16 protein-coding genes are annotated in these 19568 nt (G+C 36.9%); 4 read left to right on the top strand and 12 right to left on the bottom strand.

Features of this window, described 5'->3' with window-relative positions; genetic code table 11:
• Positions 1-36: 36 nt before the first annotated feature.
• The 6 genes from KEM10_RS08865 to rsgA all read right to left on the bottom strand — a co-directional run bounded on the left by KEM10_RS08865 (position 37) and on the right by rsgA (position 7199).
• A complete protein-coding gene (locus KEM10_RS08865; RefSeq protein ID WP_212215629.1) occupies positions 37-1038 on the bottom strand; it encodes a beta-ketoacyl-ACP synthase III in 1002 nt (333 codons plus the stop codon).
• A 246-nt stretch (positions 1039-1284) separates the two neighbouring features.
• Positions 1285-1470, bottom strand: a complete 186-nt coding sequence (gene rpmF / locus KEM10_RS08870) for a 50S ribosomal protein L32 (protein ID WP_212215630.1) — start codon at positions 1468-1470, stop codon at positions 1285-1287.
• Between the two features lie 14 nt (positions 1471-1484).
• Positions 1485-2030, bottom strand: coding sequence for a YceD family protein (locus KEM10_RS08875; RefSeq protein ID WP_212215631.1), 546 nt, complete (start codon positions 2028-2030; stop codon positions 1485-1487).
• Positions 2031-2172: 142 nt separating this feature from the next.
• Positions 2173-3324 (bottom strand): sensor histidine kinase, encoded by a 1152-nt coding sequence (locus KEM10_RS08880; RefSeq protein WP_212215632.1) that lies wholly within the window; start codon positions 3322-3324, stop codon positions 2173-2175.
• A 70-nt stretch (positions 3325-3394) separates the two neighbouring features.
• Entirely contained in the window at positions 3395-6187 is a 2793-nt protein-coding gene (locus KEM10_RS08885; protein WP_212215633.1) for a response regulator, read from the bottom strand.
• 85 nt (positions 6188-6272) lie between these two features.
• Complete coding sequence (gene rsgA, locus KEM10_RS08890; RefSeq protein WP_212215634.1) at positions 6273-7199, bottom strand: ribosome small subunit-dependent GTPase A; 927 nt, start codon at positions 7197-7199, stop codon at positions 6273-6275.
• Positions 7200-7418: 219 nt separating this feature from the next.
• Here rsgA and KEM10_RS08895 point away from each other — a divergent pair, with 219 nt between their 5' ends.
• The gene (locus KEM10_RS08895) at positions 7419-10928 is read left to right on the top strand and encodes a PAS domain S-box protein (protein ID WP_212215635.1); all 3510 of its coding nucleotides are present in this window, start codon (positions 7419-7421) and stop codon (positions 10926-10928) included.
• A gap of 15 nt (positions 10929-10943) precedes the next feature.
• Here KEM10_RS08895 and KEM10_RS08900 read toward each other — a convergent pair whose 3' ends face one another.
• On the bottom strand, positions 10944-11483 hold the full coding sequence (locus KEM10_RS08900) for a CvpA family protein (RefSeq protein ID WP_212215636.1): 540 nt from the start codon (positions 11481-11483) through the stop codon (positions 10944-10946).
• 188 nt (positions 11484-11671) lie between these two features.
• On the opposite strand from KEM10_RS08900, the gene KEM10_RS08905 reads away from it, so the two are divergent.
• The 3 genes from KEM10_RS08905 (at position 11672) to KEM10_RS08915 (ending at position 14904) form a co-directional block, all read left to right on the top strand.
• A complete protein-coding gene (locus KEM10_RS08905) occupies positions 11672-13186 on the top strand; it encodes a GH3 auxin-responsive promoter family protein (RefSeq protein WP_212215637.1) in 1515 nt (504 codons plus the stop codon).
• Between the two features lie 9 nt (positions 13187-13195).
• Positions 13196-13810, top strand: a complete 615-nt coding sequence (locus tag KEM10_RS08910; protein ID WP_212215638.1) for a deoxynucleoside kinase — start codon at positions 13196-13198, stop codon at positions 13808-13810.
• Between the two features lie 71 nt (positions 13811-13881).
• Positions 13882-14904, top strand: coding sequence for a J domain-containing protein (locus tag KEM10_RS08915; protein ID WP_212215639.1), 1023 nt, complete (start codon positions 13882-13884; stop codon positions 14902-14904).
• A gap of 75 nt (positions 14905-14979) precedes the next feature.
• Here the strand turns inward: KEM10_RS08915 and KEM10_RS08920 are convergent, their stop codons facing one another.
• The 5 genes from KEM10_RS08920 to KEM10_RS08940 form a co-directional block, all read right to left on the bottom strand.
• Complete coding sequence (locus KEM10_RS08920) at positions 14980-16320, bottom strand: DUF3570 domain-containing protein (RefSeq protein ID WP_212215640.1); 1341 nt, start codon at positions 16318-16320, stop codon at positions 14980-14982.
• Positions 16321-16334: 14 nt separating this feature from the next.
• The gene (locus KEM10_RS08925; RefSeq protein ID WP_212215641.1) at positions 16335-16547 is read right to left on the bottom strand and encodes a DUF4266 domain-containing protein; all 213 of its coding nucleotides are present in this window, start codon (positions 16545-16547) and stop codon (positions 16335-16337) included.
• Positions 16544-17530, bottom strand: coding sequence for an FAD:protein FMN transferase (locus KEM10_RS08930; RefSeq protein ID WP_212215642.1), 987 nt, complete (start codon positions 17528-17530; stop codon positions 16544-16546). The genes KEM10_RS08925 and KEM10_RS08930 overlap by 4 nt, the downstream gene beginning before the upstream one ends.
• A gap of 3 nt (positions 17531-17533) precedes the next feature.
• Entirely contained in the window at positions 17534-17971 is a 438-nt protein-coding gene (locus KEM10_RS08935; protein WP_212215643.1) for a thioredoxin family protein, read from the bottom strand.
• 161 nt (positions 17972-18132) lie between these two features.
• Complete coding sequence (locus KEM10_RS08940; RefSeq protein ID WP_212215644.1) at positions 18133-18828, bottom strand: DUF6261 family protein; 696 nt, start codon at positions 18826-18828, stop codon at positions 18133-18135.
• Positions 18829-19568: the final 740 nt, after the last annotated feature.

Below are 19568 nucleotides of genomic sequence, written 5' to 3' on the forward strand. Positions count from 1 at the left end.
TACCATATGGTAGCCTTTTCTGTATATTTTTTATAATTACTTATCTCCGTCGTAAGCCCATTTAACGTAAACTGAGCCCCAGGTAAAACCGGCACCGAAAGCAGCTAAAATAATATTATCGCCTTTTTTCAGTTGCTTCTCCCACTCCCATAAACATAAAGGAATAGTGGCAGCAGTAGTATTACCATATTTCGAGATATTAATCATCACTTTACTTGGATCTAACTCCATGCGTTTTGCTGTGGCATCAATAATACGCAAGTTAGCCTGATGTGGAACCAACCAAGCTAAATCTTTAGCTTTCATATTATTGCGCTCCATTATCTCAACAGATACATCGGCCATATTAGAAACAGCATGCTTAAACACATGTTTACCATCCTGAAAGATGTAATGCATTTTGTCATCGATGGTTTGATGAGAAGCAGGATTAACAGACCCACCACCTTTCATATGAAGGTACTTACGTCCAAAACCATCACTATGCAAAATTGAATCTTTCACTCCGTAATCTTCTTCACTTGGTTCTAACATAACAGCTGCAGCTGCATCGCCAAACAAAACACAAGTAGTACGGTCTGTGTAATCAACAATTGATGACATTTTATCGGCTCCTACAACAATAACTTTCTTTTTATTGCCTGATTCAATAAAACGGGTAGCAGTATCTAATGCATATAGAAAACCAGAACAAGCACCATTCAAGTCAAACCCATGTGCATTTCTGATATCACATTTATCTGCAATAATATTTGATGTAGCCGGGAAAGGATGGTCTGGAGTAACCGTTGCACAAATAACCAAATCAACTTCTTCTGGCTTGGTTCCTGTCTTTTTTAGAAGCTCTTTAACGGCTTCAGCACCCATATCAGAGGTACCTTTTCCTTCACCTTTTAATATGTGGCGCTCTTTTATGCCCACACGTGTCATAATCCATTCATCAGAAGTGTCTACCATCTGACTCAACTCTTCGTTGTTAAGGATGTATTCAGGTACAAAACCTCCAACACCTGTAATGACTGCATTGATTTTTTTCATGCGTACAAATATTATGCGGGAACAATGATTATAAATCCATCAACTACATTTTCATTGCTCCTATGCTTTCTGTTGTTATTCTCCCTGTTTTGTATCTAACAAAAAGCAAAATATAACTCTATGTTTAAAAAGGGACGGCTACAAAAGTACAAATTCGAAAATAGTATACAAATTTAACATAGGCCCTAAAACAAAATTTGCCCACAAAAATTGCGGGCAAATTTTATTGAATACTCATTCAATAAATTAAGCTGTTACTTCTTTCTCTACAGCTAATTTTCCACGGTAGTATCCACATTCTCCACATACTGTGTGCATCTTTACAGTAGCACCACAGTTTGAACATACACCTAACGCAGGCGCTACAGCCTTGTAGTGTGTTCTTCTCTTGTCTCTCCTCGTTTTCGAGGTCTTACGTTTAGGATGTGCCATTTTTCAACCTAATTTTACTTGTTTGTATTTAACTTTTTGAGAGCCTCCCATCGAGGATCAATATAATCATCTTGCTCTTCATCTGATGTTTCATCAACTAAATAATCATCTAATTGCTTTAACATCTCCGGATCACAAGTAAGATTTCCGTCTTCGTCTTCTGCATGTACATGCCTAATAGGCAATCCCACACAGATAAACTCATATAATAACTGGGCAACATTTACTTCGTATGCCTCGTGTGGCAAAACGATTATCTCTTCAGTGGGTTCATCATATTCTTCACCAAACTTAAGGTAAACCATTGTATGATAATCCACATCAAGATTTAAAGTATCCAAACAATGATCGCAAACTGACTCTACCTCACCACTAATATCAAATGTTAATGTCATTAAGGCTGAACTTTTCTTCAGTTCCACCTTAGCTATTACATTCCCATTTTCTACCAATGGTTGTTCAAATAACTCGAAAAAGGATTCTCCAATTTCATAATTGAATTCGTGTACTCCCTCTTTCAAACCCTTGAACGGGATATCGTAGTCTCGTCTCTTGTCCACTTTACCCTATCTAAAAAAACTTTGCAAAAGTATAAAATAAAAGCACGCTAAAAAAGAAAACAGATCTTTTTTAATTGTAAAAAGAGACGCAACATGTTAAAGTATGCTAATCAGATGTCGTATATCATTACAAACGTAACGATTATTTAGCGGGTAATAGAATTCGGAAGGTAGTTCCTTTTCCTAATTCTGATTCTTTAACAAACAGTTTTCCGTTATGATATCCTTCAACAATTCGTTTAGCGAGCGATAGCCCTAATCCCCATCCTCGCATTTTTGTAGTATAACCGGGTTGAAAAACAGATTTAAACTCATTACGATGCATTCCCTTACCGGTATCCTTCACATCAATTGCAACATGCCCATTCTTTCTTTTTATCGTCAAGGTTATATTTCCTTTTCCTTTAATGGCATCGATAGCATTTTTGCAAAGATTCTCAAGCACCCATTGAAACAGTACTGCGTTTATTTCAACACTTAGTCCTTCTTGATCCGGGCAATCTACCTTCATTTCCACATCACTCCCACTTCTTCGGTGAAGATAACTCACAATATCATTTACAACCGGAAGTATCTCCTGATTTTTCATTTCAGGTTTAGACCCTATCTTTGAAAACCGATCTGTAATTACCTGCAACCGTTGAACATCCTTTTCCAACTCATTAGCAATTTCAGAATCCTCATCCCGCATTTTTAATACATCAACCCAACCTAATAATGAGGAGGTTGGTGTTCCCAATTGATGAGCTGTTTCTTTAGACATACCCACCCATACCTGATCTTGCTCTGCTTTTCGGGCTGAGCTAAATCCCAGATATGCTACTAATATAAACAGGGCAACCACTAATAATTGTACGATAGGGAACCAACTCAATGCTCTGATGAGCAACGAATCCTGATAGTAGAGATATTGATTTTCATTTCCCAGATCTACAACAATAGGTTCGGTTGAGGCTTTCATCTTATTTAATGTCTCCATCAGATACTCAGCACTATCTCGCTGATGAACATTAAGGTTACGATGCAGAATAACAGAACCATTCTCATCTACTATTACAACCGGTATAGTAGTATTCTGACTGATGACTTTGAAAATTAACGGAATAGATGAATCGGAAGCATCAACCTTCGAAAGTTGCATCGTAGCTTCGTGCCACAACTCTAATTTTTTTCTCTCTTCTTCCTTTAACTGATCCGTTAAACGATAGGTATATAACAAAGTAAAAGAGCCTATTACAACGGCTCCTAAAAGCAAAAATAACTTCCAGATTTTTTTGCGGGTATGGTAACTCATAATCCTCTTATTATCCTTTACAAAGGTCTGAGTACTTAAAACGTTAATCTGTCTTAATTATTACAGTTGGCTATAAATTACACCATTTATCGAGCATTCGTGATAAATCATCCAGGCGAGTTGGTTTCATTATAAAATCGTCCATACCGGCTTCCAATACAATGTGTTTATCTGCTTCATCAACACTGGCGGTCATGGCAATGATGGCACATTCAGACGTTTCTTTTTTGATCTGCTTCATAGCGGCAACGCCATCCATCTCGGGCATCATAACATCCATAAAAACAATGTCGTACCTTTTATTTCTTATCTTTGTCAGAGCTTCCACTCCATTGCTGGCAACATCTATATTCTGACCTATTTTCTTAAATAAGCTCCGGGCCAGCCGCTGATTAAGTATATTATCTTCAGCCACAAGCACATTTAAATTGCGTACTTCTTTTATTTCTGCATGATTAGAAATATTAGGAAAAGCCTTGATAATAAAATCTTTCAACACCTGATAATTAACTGGTTTTCGGAAATATACATCTGCACCCAGCCTTTTCGCAACAGTTGTGTTACTTGGCTCAAAATCTGAACTTTGTATCACAACCGGCATAAGTTTATGCAATTTATGGTTATAAATTTCTTGTAAAAATTCCAATCCATTAAAATCGGGCCTGTGATCAACAATCATCAAATGATGAGTATCATCTGTACGAATTACATCGATGGTATCATTTGAGGGCGACAACAACTTATAATCTATACCCAATGTTGTTAAATTCTTTACTAATGTACCTACCTGAATCTGATCATCAGTAATTACAAAAGCTCTTAACTGCCTAAATGAAGTAATTTTACTTTTATTGTAATCTTTAGTATATCCCTTTGTCCGGAAAGGCAATGTAAAAGTAAAGCTGGCACCCGGATAATTTTCATCCTCTGACAAACCCGAGGGACTCTCAGCCCAAATTTCACCACCCATCAAATTAACCAATTCTTTTGATATGGTTATTCCCAGGCCTGTACCTCCATACTTACGCGTAATGCTCTCATCAGCCTGCGAAAAAGATTTAAATATTGAATTAAGTTTATCTTGCTTAATACCAATACCTGTATCTTTTATAGTAAATGCAATAGCCGGAGATCCATTCAGTCCTCTCACCTCTTTTACGCTTAAGTGTACTTTTCCTATAGTGGTAAACTTAATAGCATTGCTAAATAAATTATTTAAAACCTGACGAAAACGAATAAGATCTCCCATATAGTTGCTCGGTAATAAAATTGAGCTTGTCCAGGTTAATTCGAGATCACGTGCCTGGGCCTTGGGTAAGAAATTATTCACACAACTCTCAACCTCATTTTGCATATTAAATGGGATGGACTCTATTTCAAATCGGCCAGCTTCAATTTTAGAGAAATCAAGAATATCGTTAATGAGTAAAAGCAAAGTGTCGGCCGAGCGCTTAACAACATTTAGCATCTCACGATCTTCCTGCTTCAAATCAGAAGACATCATTATATCCGTCATTCCTATCATACTATTTAATGGCGTACGAAGTTCGTGACTGATATTGGCAATAAAAGTGGATTTTGCTTTATTCGCCAACTCTTCTGATTTCCTTTCCTTCTCAAGCAACGACACTTCAACAAAAACCTGCAGACTATACTCTTCACGAAGCAGATAGAAAACAATCTGCTCATGCAGAATCACTGATTCCTCATTATCTTTATTGGTGAATATATATTTATTCGATTGAGTTGAGTATGTTGTTTTCTCCAATCGCTTTTTATTCTCAAACAACACCTCATCGCTCGACTTACGTCCAACCAGTTGATCTTCATCATCAAAAGCAAATAATTTTAATGCCGCTTTATTTACTTGCCGTATTCGTTTTGAACTATCGAGTAATACAACACCAACAGGTAAATAATATATAATCTGGCGCAAAGCCTCTTCCGACTTTTTTAAACTACGTTCATCCTCTGCATGCCGTTTGTAAGAATAGCTAAAAACCCCAATAATCAGGATGATCACAAAAAGGGATATGGCCACTAATACAAAAGAGTTACTGGCAATGGAAGATGTAATAACATCCATCGGCATAGAAAATGCCAGGTAGTAATCATTGCCACTAAATTCTAATCGATTAAAGACAGTAAGAACCTCAACATCTTCAAATCCGGCATGTAGTGTATGAATTTTATGAAACCATTTATTACCCTTATTATACTCGGCCGATCCTTCTAACACAGGATAAAATGCATTTTTGTGCAATGTATTATATACTACCCAACCATTGGGTTTCATTACCCATTGAAAATGAAAATCCTCAAGATTGAAATTATAAAATGCTGAATTAAAGAAAGCTTCCAGCATCATCTCAAACTGCATGTAGCCAATCACTTTTGTATTATTAAAAAGTGGTTGTATGTAGGTAATTTTTGTTCCTTGAGGATTTATATACATCTGACTGGTAATAAACTCCTCTACATCATCGGAACTAAAAGATGAGATAAAAGTATTACCAAGTCCTTTTTTGAGTTCAAATACATCCCCATCTACATCTTTGACTTTTAGCGAAATAAGATGTTCTGAATAACTTAAAAATAATAACTCCAATCTTTTCTGAACCTCAACTGATTCAGCTTTATCCCTGAATAGTTTTCGTAGTTCTGTTTCAGAAACTAATATAGAGATATTTGTATGTGTTTTTTTAAAGTATTGATTTAACTGATCTCCAACAATTAACGACTGCTTTAATAATATATCCTTTTGTACATTAACCTGATTCTTAAAGGTATCTACGTAGTAATATACATTTGAGAGTACAAGAAAGACAATACTAACAATAGCTATAATGATGGCTTTCTTCATGTTATAATTCTAGCAGTAATTGGGATTTTCTATATTAGACACTTTATTACGTTAAACATAGAATAAAGTTCCGGAAAAACAAACCTTAACGATATTTTTCATTCTTATTTAGAAGAATGCTTAGGTAGCTCTCATACCTCGATTGCGCTATCTCACCATTGATTACTGCCTCTTTTACAGCACATCCGGGCTCGTTACTATGCGTACAATTATTAAACCTGCAACCATCTGCAGCATTAAAAATTTCTTTGAAATAATGATATAATTCCTCTTTCTCGATGTGAATCAATCCAAATCCACGTATACCCGGAGTGTCAATTATATACCCTCCAAAACTCAATGGATGCATTTCGGCAAAGGTGGTTGTATGCCTTCCCGACTGGTGTATTTCTGAAATTTCAGCTGTTTTTAGATTCAGTCCAGGTTCAACGCGATTGATCAGGGTTGATTTACCCACACCTGAATGACCGTTTAATACGCTGATTTTATCTTTTAATAATTGTTTAACTTCATCCAAATCTTCTTGTTTCTTTGCTGAAACAGCCAATGTTGGATAACCAATTCCTTCATAAAGCTCGCGCCATTCGTTCAGCATTCTTTGGTGAGGAAGGTCGTAACGGTCAATTTTATTAAAAATAAGTCTAACCGGTATTCCGTATGCCTCAGCAGCAGCAATAAAGCGATCGACAAAAACACGCGTGGTGATTGGATAATTGATAGTTACAATTAAAACAGCCTGATCAACATTAGCGGCTAGTATCTGCGATTCTTTTGAAAGGTTAGTTGACTTACGGATGATGTAGTTTCTTCGACTTTTAACTTCAGAAATAACGCCTTCATCATCCTGAACATCGACGATTACTTCATCGCCAACGGCTACCGGGTTAGTGCTCCGGATATCATCCAATCTAATTCTGCCCCTAATACGACAAAGCATCATGGTTGAATCGTCGAGCAACACCGTGTATCGACTACCTGTCGACTTAATAACTAAACCTTCCTTCCTATTCATTAAAGCATTTTTCTCAAAAATAAGAGATTGATTCCGAATTTTCATTCAAAATGAGGACTAATATTTGAAGTTTTTACACTAACCTACTTTTTTCTTTTAGCAATAGAAATATTAGCATGCCCCGTTTCATTACATTTGTACATTAATTTATACAATGTCTTTTTGCACCATATCAAGTATTTAGTATATTGCATTAGGCATAAACGGGGACAAAGTTTGATGACAAACGATAAAGAGAGAGAATTCAGTCGCCTTGAGGCTGAAAACAAAAGACTTAAACGTCTGATAACAAGAATGCACCAAGGAATATGGGGTATTCGCAAAAATGGAGAAGATTTTGGTTCCAAGGAACCAGAGGAACAACTACCGCTCTATATTTCATCTGTCCTAGTTTCACAAATTCCGTTTGAAGATAGAATAAACAAGGTTCTTAAAGCTTTAGGCTCATTCGCTGAGGTTAGTCGTATTTATATATTCGAAAATTGGGACGACAACAAAAGAATGCGAAACACCTACGAATGGTGTAATGATGGCGTGTTACCTCAGATTGAAGCACTTCAGGACATTTCTTATAATGATTTTCCGCACTGGGAAAAGATGTTAACGAAGGATGGCATCATCAAAGCTAGCGATATAAGAAAGTTACCCGCTGAACTGTATGATTTTTTAGCTGAGCAGAGCATAGAATCCATTTTGGTTATTCCGCTTTACGTTAATAGCACTTTCTTTGGTTTTATAGGTTTCGACGAGTGTAGTTATCACCGCGACTGGCTAGCCCACGAATTTGATTTACTTAAACTGGCATCAAGGTTAATTTCCAACGCTTACGAGAACGAGATTAATCAAAAACAGATTGTTAAAAATAGTAATGATCAAAAGCTATTACTTGACATCTCGCGTTTGCTGGTTTCAAAACTGTCCTTCACTGAAAAAATAGATGGAAGCATAGAAAAAGTCGCCAATCATTTCAAGCTGAAGCAAATAATGGTGTATGAAAATGGCGATGGCAACGGACATTGCAGCTTAACCAACATTTACCAGCCCCGAACGTCTGTCAACCTGGATGAATCATCCATTCAATTGCTGAGTTATAAAAACGATCTTCCTGGCTGGATGGAAGCCTTTAAACAACAAGGAGTATTTTGCTCCGCTACAGCGCCTTTACAACATCGGACAGCCAACACTTTATATAACTATTTCCCAAACAATATTATCACTGCAGTTCCCATTCAATCGAAAGATGCATTTTGGGGATTTATTGTTACCGTTGCTCAACAAACTTGTGAATCGCACAACGAAACGGCCTTTTCAACAGTAGCAGATATGATGGCCGGAGCTTATGAAAGAGAAAATGCCAATCTGAAGTTGAAGCAAAATCACAACGAAATTTTAACCATCAACCGAGAGATAGAGAAGAAAGAGGCTTTTCTACAAAATCTTTTGAGTTCGGCACCTGTTGGAATCGTTTTGGTAAGAAACAGAAAGATAGAATTCATTAATTCTGCCATCATGCAGACTTCGGGCTATTTAAAAGAGGAATTAATTGGCAGTCCGCTTTCTGATTTTTATTATCAAAATGAAGAGAATACCGAGAAGATAAATGCCTTTTACAAGGAAATAGATGAAGGAGGAATAGGAACTTTTGAGGTTACCTTACGCGATAAAATTGGAGATCCGGTAGAATTGAGAATTATCGGCAAGCAAATGCCCGACAACAATAAAGACATGTGCTATTTGCTAATCTCTGAAGATATTTCAATCATTAAAGAAGCCCAAAAGAACCTTCAGGAGAGTGAAATTCAAAATCAGAAAATCATTGAATCAACCATTGATGGTATTTTCATTTTTAACACTGATAATGATTTAGTTTTTGCGAACGCTTCAGGTCTAAAGATGCTTGGGTATGAATTTGATGAACTGGCAAATATTGAATTAGAGCAGATCTTCCCTTCTCATATTTATCATACGCGCTTTAAGGAGGCTATGAACGAAATAATGTGTGGAAACGACTACATAGGTGATGTTCAGCTTCTTGATAAAAACAACGAAGTTATACATGCCGAAATCTATGCTACCAGTATTCAGTTAAAAGGTATTGAACATGCCTACTTCTCGTTACATAATATCTCGAGGCGAAAAAGAAAAGAAGAAGAGCTGAAACAGAGTGAGCATAAATTCCGAGCACTAACTGAAAATTCACCGGATCATATTATCCGAATCGACCGTAAAGGAACATTATCATTTTGTAATGCTGCCTTCTTAAAGGATTTCTCTTTACAATTGGAAAATTGCATTGGTAAGAAAATTACCGAACTGGAGACCCTGCCTCATTCTTTTGTAAGTGGCTTAAACAATGCCATTGGTGATGTTTTGATTTCAAAAACAATTACCCCTATCGAACTGGAATTTGTCAATAAAGGACAGATGTACGCTTTCGACTGGACCATAACACCTGAAACAGATGAGCAAAATAACTTATCATCATTGTTAATGGTGGGAAGAAACTTTACCCTTCGTAAGCGTGCCGAGCAGGAATTAATTATTGCCAAAGAAAAAGCAGAAAGTGCCGATAATCTTAAGTCAGCCTTTTTGGCTAATATGAGTCATGAGATTCGTACACCATTAAATGCCATTGTAGGTTTTACCAATCTTTTAAATGAAGAATTTATTAGTGACGAAGAGAAACAAGAGTACATTCAAATTATTAATACCAGCTCAGAAAATCTAATGTCGCTTATAAACGACATTGTTGATTTAGCTAAGATTGAAAGTGGTGAGCTGAGTATTCACATACAAGAATCCAATCCTGATGAGTTTCTGAAGAAACTATTTACCATTTATGAAAAAAGAATGGATCCGGATTCAAAAAAACATTTGAAGTTTTATCTTCACCTACCTGAGAATAGTGAACAATACCTTGTACCGTGTGACCTTAAGAGGTTAAACCAGGTATTTATTAATCTCATAGGAAATGCTTTTAAATTTACCTCTAAAGGATTTATTGAAATGGGGTATGAAAAAGAAGATAATCAACTTAGGTTTTATGTACGTGATACAGGCATAGGAATTAGCCCTGAGAAACAGGCTATTATTTTTGATCCTTTCCGACAGGAAGAAGAAGATACATCAAAATATTATGGAGGAACTGGTCTGGGATTATCCATCTCTAAAAGACTGATAGAAGCCATGAACAGTCAATTGGAGTTATCATCGGAGAAAAACAAAGGATCTGAATTTTCATTTTGTCTACCTATTGGCGTTCAAAAATCAGAACCTGTTGTTAAAAAGATTCCAAAGCCAGAAAAGAAAGTTGACATAGATATTCCGCTTAACATCAGCTGGCCCGATAAAATAGTATTATTGGTTGATGCCACCAGTACTGCTCAACTTCAAATGCGCAAAAATCTGGAACAAACAAAAATTACGCTTATTTCAGCTCGAACACCTAATTCGGCCAGGGAATTACTTCTGAAGCGAAACGATATTGATTTGGTTTTGATGGATACTAATATGCCCGGATTAAATGCCGAGGAGTTTATTCAAAGTATTCGAAAAATGAAAATTAGCATTCCGTTTATTGCTCAATCTACCGAATTTGATCAGAAAAAACTAAGCACATTAATCTCATCCGGTTTTAACGATATCATTGGTAAACCCATTCAAAAAGAAGAGTTACTACAAAAGATTAATATCGCACTAAACGGCATTCATAAATCGCAATTGAATTAAGAAACAGTTTATGTTCTAAACATCAATTCCATCTGTTGCATCCTCAAATTTCTCTTTTACAGTATCGAAGTGTAAATAAGGAAATACCATGGGTGCAATAGAAGAGATGGGACTGTATAAAAAAGACTTTTCTTTCATTTCATTGGAAAGCAGCTTCGAATCACGATCGAAACCATTGATAACGGCAACCAATACACTTAAAATAAAAGCATACTTAAGCAAGCTGAACAAAGCCCCTAAAATTCTATTCACAGGGCCTAATGCAATAGCTGAAACCAATTTATCAACCACCTTTGCCACCAAATGAACGCCAATAACAATAAGAATAAAAGTGGCAATAAAAGCAATTAAGCCTATGTAATCTGACTGGATGTATTGCGATAAGAAATGAGCTGTAATATCGCTGAATTTAATGGCTCCCAGCAAACCTAAAACCAAAGCTGCCAACGAAGCCAGTTCAATTATTAATCCGTTCTTAAACCCTTTAAACAAGGCAAAAGCAAGAATAAGTCCAACAACAATATCAAAGTAATTCATATAAACAATCTTCGCCATAAAGGTAGAAAATCTATTACAAGTAGCAATTGTTAAAAAACTACTTAAAATTCATTTTCAACTAGGGTAAATATTACTGTTTCTCAATGCCATAAATACGAACATAGTAAGCTCAATGATGTTCTATCTAAAAATTCACTTTGGAAAAGTGCTTTTTTACGTATCTTTAATCACTTTGATATTTATATATGCCAATACTGAATTCTCTCATATCCCTTGTCAATACGCGACGATTGTCGCAGATAGATAGCTTTAAAAGCAATCCGGGCCAAGTTCAGAACGAACAGCTTCATCGTATTATCAAATCTGCCAAAGACACCTATTTGGGTAAATTGCACGACTTTGCAAGTATTAAAAACTATGAAACCTTTGCAGAGCGAATTCCTGTTTCGGATTACGAAGGTTTAAAGCCTTATGTGGAAAGAATGAAGAAGGGTGAAAAAAACCTTCTATGGCCAGGTGAGATCAAATGGTTTGCCAAATCGTCGGGAACTACCTCATCAAAAAGCAAATTTATTCCGGTTTCGAAAGAATCGTTGGAAGATTGTCATTTCAGAGGAGGTAAAGATGTGTTGGCTCTTTATATCGAGAATAGGCCCGAATCGGATATGTTTAGTGGCAAATGCCTGACTTTAGGAGGCAGCCATCAGATTAATAACTTTAGTAACGACAGCTATTACGGTGATTTATCGGCCATTTTAATAGAGAACCTTCCTTTTTGGACTCACTTTATGCGAACTCCCGACCAATCTATAGCCTTAATGGATGAATGGGAAGCTAAACTGGAAAAAATCACAGAAACAACACTTGTCGAGAATGTAACATCACTGGCAGGAGTTCCCAGCTGGTTTCTGGTATTGATAAAGCATCTGTTAAAGAAAAGTGGTAAAAATAACCTGCTGGATATCTGGCCTAACCTGGAGTTATTTATTCACGGAGGAATTAATTTTACGCCATATCGAAATCAATATAAAGAGTTAATTCCATCAGATAAGATGAATTATCTCGAAACCTATAATGCATCAGAAGGTTTCTTTGCTATTCAGGATGATTTAACCATTCAGTCGATGTTGTTAATGCTTGACTATGGCATTTTCTACGAATTTGTTCCTTTATCAGAATTGGGTAAACCTCATCCTAAAGCACTTACCATCGAACAAGTGGAAACAGGTAAAGATTATGCGCTGGTAATTACAACCAACGGTGGTATTTGGCGTTACTTAATTGGCGATACGGTTAAGTTTGAAACTACTTTCCCTCACCGAATAGTAATTACCGGCAGAACCAAACATTTTATCAATGCTTTTGGCGAAGAGCTGATGATTGAAAATGCCGATAAAGCATTGAACGAAGCCTGTGAGCAAACAGGAGCTGTTATTAAAGAATATACCGCAGCTCCTATTTTTATGGGGAAAGAATCGAAGGGAGCCCATCAGTGGCTTATTGAATTTGAGAAACATCCGGAAGATCTGGAAAAATTCAAACAATTGCTGGACGATGGATTGAAGAAAGCGAATAGCGATTACGAGGCCAAGCGCTATAAAAACATGACCCTGGAAATGCCTCATGTAGAAGTAGCCCGCGAGCATTTATTTATGGATTGGCTGAGAAGCAAAAACAAATTGGGTGGACAAAATAAGGTTCCTCGACTGGCTAATAACCGCGAGTACATTGAGGAACTATTGAAGATAAATAAAAAATAAGAGAAGGATATGCATATTGCAGTTGCAGGAAATATTGGATCGGGAAAAACATCATTAACCGAATTGTTGGCACGTCATTATGGTTGGGAACCCCACTACGAAGATGTAGATGAGAATCCGTACCTGGCTGATTTTTACGAAGACATGCCTCGCTGGTCGTTTAACCTGCAGGTTTATTTCTTAAAAAGTCGTTTTTCATCGGTGCAGCAATTCCGTGCAGCCGGCAAAACAGTTATTCAGGATCGTACCATATACGAAGATGCCTATATTTTTGCGCCCAACCTGCACGATATGGGTTTGATGAGTCGTAGGGATTACGAAAACTATTTTTCTCTTTTTGAATTGATGAACAGCTTTGTGCAGGCGCCGGATCTGTTAATATACCTGAGAGCTTCCATTCCAACACTGGTGAATCAAATACAAATGCGCGGCCGCAGCTACGAAAACAATATCCGTTTAGATTATCTGAAACGATTAAACGAACGCTACGAAGCCTGGATTCAGGGATACACCAATGGCAAACTTTTGATTATTGATGCCAATGAAATTGACTTTATTAAAAACAAGTCTGATTTGAGTATGATCATCGATAAGGTGGATGCTCAAATTCACGGATTATTTTAAAGAGTGTGAAGAGTGCTGTCCACAGTATTACTCATGCGGACCTCAGGCTTCGGACTTCGGACTGTTTTTAAATGAATGATTACTACAAAATACTAGGCATAACCCGAAATGCTTCGATGGAGCAAATTAAAAAAGCCTATCGTAGCAAAGCCAAGCAATATCATCCCGACATTAATAAGGAAGATAATGCTCACGATCAATTCATTCTGATAAACGAAGCCTTTGAGTATTTTGAGCAGCTGCATAACCATAAAAAGGCCATCCGGGATAAAGCAGAGCAGTCGGCTACCATGGATGAGTTCTGGAAAACATGGAACGATTTCAACCGACAGAAAGCACGCGAAAGAGCACGGCAGCATGCCCGGATGAAATACGAAGCTTATCTGAAATCGGATTTATACCGAACAACGGAAGCCGTCAACTCAATTGTTGACTTTATAGGCACCGTTTTTTTAATGCTGTTTATTTTCGGGGTTCCCATTATTGCTTATTCAAAGCATGGACTAAAAGCATTGCTGTTTGGATTAATTTTTATTATTCCAACGGCTCCGTTCTGGATTAAATTTCTGATACGAACCTTTAACAAAGAATTTCTGCTCTCGATTTTTGGCTGGCAGGCATCCACCATTCGCTCTAAAATATTTCGGTTGATGTTCTTTACCATCTTCAACATCCTTGTGTTTTTTAAAGTGGTACTCAACACCCTTCTGCCCCTGCAAACCATTGCTCTTGTTTACAGTGTTTTATTATTATTGGCAGTTGGTGCTTCCTTCGCTGTTCAATCGCGCTATTACAGATATTTAATACGCATAGTGGTGGCTCCAACACTCATCAGCTTATTTTTTCTGATGAACCGTGTATCAACCCATGCCCCTTATACCGAAACGTATCGGTACACCTATGACCAATACGCTGACGATAAGGTTTTTTTTACCATTCAACTATCCAACGAGCAATACAAAAACTCCCCCGGAGTAAGAATGTTTTTTGATTATACTCCGTTTTTACGCAACAACCATATCACCTACACATTCGCCACCGGGTTATTGGGAATAGATGTTATTACTGATGTTGAAGTATTTAGTCAGTTGTAGTATTCTTATTCTTTAAAAGCAACCAGACAAAAACTATCTTTATTTAAGAACAGGCTATCAATTTTAGTCTACCCCTTAATCCACCACCAACTTAATACCGGCCGAAATTAAATTAGCATGAAATCCTGAATTTCGTTCGTAGTAATTATACTTCAGATCGATGGATTTAATACCTAAACGCCAGATATGTGATTCGGTAAAAATATCGGAATAGCTTATTCCAAAACCGAGTTGATTGGCTGTAAATTCCGACAAATCGTAATCGGAAGTATAGTATTGATCTGTGGATAAATGCTGCTCAAATGGTTTGAAATAGTCGGCAGCCGACTGGTAATAGTATCGATACGAAGGATACAATGTAAAACGTTGACTAATTTTAACTGGCAACTCAACATTAGCAGTATGCGATAAAACACCCCACTCATCAAAGTAATATCGGTAAAAAGCTCTCGCCACCACTATTTCGTTAAGATAATAATGCAGGCGTGTACCCAATGCTATTTTTAAACGGGCATCGGGTAATTGTTCAACATCATCAGCCAATTGAAACTGATCGATAAATGACGCCTCAGTATCGGCAAAATAAACCCTCTGAAAAGGTGTTGACAATAAGCCATTTTGCTGAATTAAATCAAACAGGAAAATACCTTGAAAATTTGAAGTAAAAATTTGTGAGACAGACAGGCCTAAAGCATAAGAGTTACGTTTTTTGGAAGAATGCTCACTAAAGACCGGAGCATAATCTGGATTACCGGTAATATTATGCAGGCTAAAGAACGGATCATCAAGCCCCTCTCCTCCTTCACCAAACGGACGTAGTTCATACGGATATAATAAACTCCAGCTATCTAAATGAACGGACAGTTTAGCATGTAATTCAGTATTTTTCTCATTCAGCAAACGGGTGTATCCTCCACCAAAACCCAACGAAAAATAATCGAACTCTGATGAAACAGAAAAATGAGAGCTCCATATAGAATTACGATCGTCGGATGAATGACTATAAGTACCCGTAAAATTTGACCACACATCGCTCTTTGAAGCTCCTGAAGAAGCCCGAAAAGGATCAGCAGGCTGTTCTCCGTCAAACGGATTAATATTACTTGACGAAGCTGAGGTGTAAGCCGAAACACTGGCATCAATAGTAAGCACATCATCATCATTTAAAGGCACACTTACCACAATAGCTGCAGCACCATCGGTTAATTGCTCGGTCCCTTTACCGCCGCTTACAGCAGCATTTTCCCCATCCTGATTATATATGCTGGTTAAGAAATCAACTTCAGTCCTTTCGAGCACACGTTTTTTATACTCTCCATCATTTCTTTCTTCCTTTCTATTCTGAGCTCTTGCCCCTGTAAAGGCTAAAACACCTACAACAGAACAAAATATTTGGTATCTACTTATTCTTTTCATCCCAATTGTTTCTATTAATTACAACCACATCCTCCACCAGTTTTTCCTCCGTTAGCTCCAGAAGCCGCTTCGCGATACGAATGAAAAGTAGATTCGTAACGATCTCCCGAACGAGTACTTAATGCCATATCAGGATCATTCAATTTTACTTTTTCATATTCCTTAACGGCTACGCAACTGTACATTAACAGGGAAGTCAACGCAATTATTACCATTTTCTTTTTCATTGCAATTCTAATTTAATATTATCGGAAGTAAACACATTACCTTCTTCATCAATAAGAATACACTCTGTTTTGGGCAACTGATTAATACGATCAATACCTACTTCTTTGCCCATCACAAAAATAGCTGTTGCCAAAGCATCGCATAATTCAGCTTTTGGCGAAAATACTGTCACACTAACCAATCCTTCAGAAGGATATCCGGTTTTAGGATTGATAATATGTGAATACTTTTTACCATCGATAGTAACAAACTTTTCGTAGTTACCCGATGTTGCTACAGCACCATTATGAATTGGGAGATGAGCAAATGCCTTTTGTTTCTTTAGCGGATTGGTTATGGCTACCGTCCAATCCATTCCATTGGATTTAGTGCCCCAAACATTTAAATCGCCCGAAGCATTAATAATACCTCCTGTAACACCCAGTTGCATTAATAAGTGCTTGGCTTTATCGGCAGCAAAGCCTTTACCAATGGCACCAAACCCAATTTTCATACCCTTTTTCAATAAAAATACAGTAGTATCTTTATCGTTAAGCTGTATATTCTGAAAACCAATATTTGATACCGAAGCACTAATTTCTTCTTTTGCAGGCATTCTTTTCATACTGCCGTCGAACTTCCAAACCGGGTCGAGCGAAGCAAAGGTGATATCAAAAGCCCCATCGGTTAATTTTGAAATAGCTAGCGAATGCTGTATGAGTTCAAATAATAAAGGATGCACTTTAACGGGTTTCAAACCCGCATTTTTATTTACAAGCGACGTTTGAGAAGCTACATCCCACGATGAAATAAGCTTTTCTATCCTGGTTATCTCATCAATTGCTTTTTGAATATATACATCGGCTTCTTTTTGTTCATCAGCCACCACTGTTATACCAAAATCACATCCCATCAATAACAATTCTCGCTGATAAACCTGTTGCGATTGACTCATAAAAGAGATGAACAACAGCATAAAAGTTGGCAGACCTGTTTTCTTCAAAACCTACTGTTTTAAAGCCGTTAAATGATTAAAATACTCGTCTGGCGACATCTTTTTATAACCGGTTTCACCCAACACATCTCCTTTTTCATCAAGAATAACAACCAGAGGGAAATAACCTTTTTGATTATACTTTTCAAAAAGGCGATTATTCTTCTCTTGCTGTTCCTTAGGTAAGGCGTTCGCTTTTCGGCGAGGAAAATCAACTTTTAGCAATACATATTGCTCTTTGGCTTTTTTCAGAAACTCGTCGGTCGACAAAATCTCTTTATCTAAGCGCATACACACCGAACACCAGTCGGAACCCTGAAACAACATCAGAATATTTTTATGCTCGCTGGCCGCCAATTGTTTGGCTTCGTTAAAATCGGTAACCCATTCTTCGGCATGTATAACTGAAATACAAAGCATGAAGAAGGCTATTAATGACATCTTTCTCATTGGTTGTGTTTAGCTATTACAAACAAGACAGGTGATAAATTGTTTTTGGTTGCTATAAAACTTCACCCAGTGAATGAATATAAATGGAGTAAAATAAAAAAGCACCCCACGTTTGAGGTGCTCAACTAAATTTTAGAAAATATGAGTAAAAAAGACGTATTTTATTTACTCTGACGAGCCGAGGTATTTGCCTCTGTTATATACTGATTAATTTCATTTACTGCCTCCTGTATTCCTTCCGGATCGTTCATCATATACAGGGTATTTAAAACATTTTCGAGCAGATCTACCGACTGTCGCAATTGTTTAAAGGCTTCGTCATCCGGTATAGTGGTATCTGTTGAGCGGGCCGCACTGCGCTGTTTCGATAGTTCTATAAACTGATCGTTAGCCATTTGTAGTTCGTTCAACCACTCCACTGCATGAATGGTTTTGAAATGGGGCTGATTGTCAGTTGTGTTTAAATCCGTGAGCAAACTTTTGGTAGCAGCTGTTTGCTCATCATTAGACATATCATAAAGTTTTGTGCCATTCTTTATAAATACCGACCATAAGGCTTGGCAAGCACTATTATATTTAGTATTATTTCGTCGCAAACCAGCCCTTACATGATCTTTCAACGAAATAAAACAATTGTCTCTGAGCAGATCAGCATCCTTAATTGCTTCTGTAAGATTTTGCTTTTGGGTGCTACCTACCGATTGTAAAGCAACTTTTACATTTGCCTCAATGGCCGATAAAACGGTAGTAAGCATAGCATTATCAGGAAACTTGTTGTTTAATAACCCGGTTATTTTATTAGCCAGATCAACCAATCGAGAAAGACTAAAATAGGAATATACAATTTGTACGATCATCACTTAGGTTTTTAAGTTTGTAAAAAGTTATTGGAACATAATTTAATGTAAATAATTATAACAACCAACTTTAATGAATATTTATATTATACAAATAATAACTATTTAGTGTGTACGACACTAGTATTCAGATAAAAAAGCCACCAGAAACCTTCTCCACGAGCGTGGAAATAAAAGCTGACAATTTAGAATGAACGACACCAACGTGGAATGCAAAATGAGCAGCACAGTTTTTACGACACGAACGTGGAGTTCAATCTTGAAGATTTTTTTTTAATGACACGATCGTGGAGTTCGCCCCCAATCGTTAGGAAACTACTACACAAACGTGTCAACAAAAATGTATAATTCAGCAAACGTTCCACGGTTGTGGAATTAAAAATTAACCTAACTATTAGATGTTTTATACACTGAAAGTATAATTAATGTACCCCATAATACAATCAAACAATTAGCCCCATTGTTAAAAATTTCTAAGAGATAATTTATAGTTATACGCCAATTATGTTTAGTTTTAAGGAGCTTTATTGAATACAAGTCGTTTATATGCGTTTAAATTGGTTAAACACTTATAATTATTTAAAAACGACTTTATATCAATAAACCAAGCAATTAGTATAATTGATTAACTACTGACGGTTACAGAGTAGTTATAGCCCATAAACTGGTATTGGAACTTTAACCTTTACTCTGTTTGTCTAAAAGTAGTCAGAAAAGGAATCATCTTGTATGGTAAGAAG

Origin of the sequence: Carboxylicivirga linearis (assembly GCF_018271995.1) — a bacterium.
Taxonomy (GTDB): domain Bacteria; phylum Bacteroidota; class Bacteroidia; order Bacteroidales; family Marinilabiliaceae; genus Carboxylicivirga; species Carboxylicivirga linearis.